Origin of the sequence: Ilumatobacter sp., from assembly GCF_041688325.1 — a bacterium.
In the GTDB taxonomy this organism is placed as follows: domain Bacteria; phylum Actinomycetota; class Acidimicrobiia; order Acidimicrobiales; family Ilumatobacteraceae; genus Ilumatobacter_A.
The window spans coordinates 1-1,449 of the sequence record NZ_JBDNIJ010000194.1 but is presented as its reverse complement, the minus strand read 5'-3'; the positions used below and the strand labels follow the sequence as shown (position 1 = coordinate 1,449).

General features: G+C 64.8%; 1 protein-coding gene. It reads left to right on the top strand.

The window, feature by feature from the left end; genetic code table 11:
* Positions 1-1,327: ERCC4 domain-containing protein (locus ACH2EI_RS11790; protein WP_395160144.1), on the top strand; the 1,327-nt coding region annotated here is incomplete at its 5' end.
* Positions 1,328-1,449 lie beyond the last annotated feature (122 nt).

Below are 1,449 nucleotides of genomic sequence, written 5' to 3'. Positions count from 1 at the left end.
CCGTCCCGAACGAAGCTTGCTGATCTACGGTTGGGGTGTGGAGTTTGTCATCGCCCGGAATCCTGACCCTGCTTCGACGTTGCCATTTCTTGTGCGTTTGCCGGTGGGATCGAGACCGGTCGTCTTGAAGGTGAAGGACACGTGGCCTCGCACTGCAAAGGTGTTCTGCCATCCGGCAACGGAGTGGCCCGACGCCGCGGACCTCGAGATTGTCGAGCGGGTTCCGGTCGTGTCGTGTGTGCGGCGCGGCGTCGCCATTGATCTCGTTCTCGATCGGGCGCGGGAGAACCGGTCGCAGTTTGTGTTCACGAAGGCTCGGGGTCGTGACGTCGTGTTCTGGCAGTCGGCGCGGACCCGCAAGCAGGCGCGACCGAACGTTGCGGTGCCGACCGCTCGGGCGTCGGGTCGTCGGCTCGACATTGTTGTCGACACGCGTGAGCGGTACGCCTGGAAGTTCTCGGCACAGCAGGCGATGACGTCGAACCGGGCATTGCCGGTGGGGGACTATGCCGTCGAGGCCGGTGGCGAGACCGTTGCGGTGGTGGAGCGCAAGAGCGTCGAGGATCTCGTGTCGACGATCGTGGGTGGGAAGCTGTGGACGTTGCTCGCCGCGATGGCGGGCGTTCCGCATGCGGCATTGGTGGTCGATGATCGGTACTCGTCGCTGTTCAAGCTCGCTCACGTTCGTCCTGCGACGGTTGCCGATCAGATCGCGGAAGCGGCTGTGCGGTATCCGGCGGTGCCGATCGTGTTCGCCGAGACGCGTCAGCTTGCACAGGAGTGGACGTATCGATTCTTCGGTGCGGCGCTGGAGCACCTTACGAACGAAGCCGTCGGGGCTGCGCGGTTCGATGCCCTGTCCGCAGCTGGGCCGGTACCGGCACCCGCTGCGTCGACGGCCGAGGTGCGAGCCTGGGCAATCGCGTCGGGTCTCGACGTGAGTGATCGAGGTCGGCTCCGACCCGAAATCTGGGAAGCCCATCGCGCCGCAACCGCGCAAGAAAGCGTGCGCGCTATCGACACGTTGACGTTCGAGGAACGCCGATCGTTGGCGATCAGCGCCGCCGTCGCTGAAAAGCTCCGTATGGAGCCTGAGGCAGTGATCGCGAAGGCTCGGTCGAACATCGAGACAATGCGATCGATCGGGGTGAACGAGCAACCATGGGTCGAAATGTGGGAGGCCGTGCTCGGGCTCGGGGCGAGCCACGTCGGAGCAATGCTCACCTCGACCGATCCGGTCGCTCGCGATCTTCGCCAGAGTTCGCCCTTCGCCGGCGTGCTCACGGAGGAGGAACGCCAGCAGGCGGTCAGTGGCCTTCGGCGTTGAGACGGAACGTTTGCCGCACGTAGCCGACAGAGAACTCGGGGAAGTCAGCTACTCGAGGAGCAGTTCGAGGACCGTGTTGAGGTCGTTCCGGTTGGCGCCGTCGGACCAGCAGGGGTGGGCAT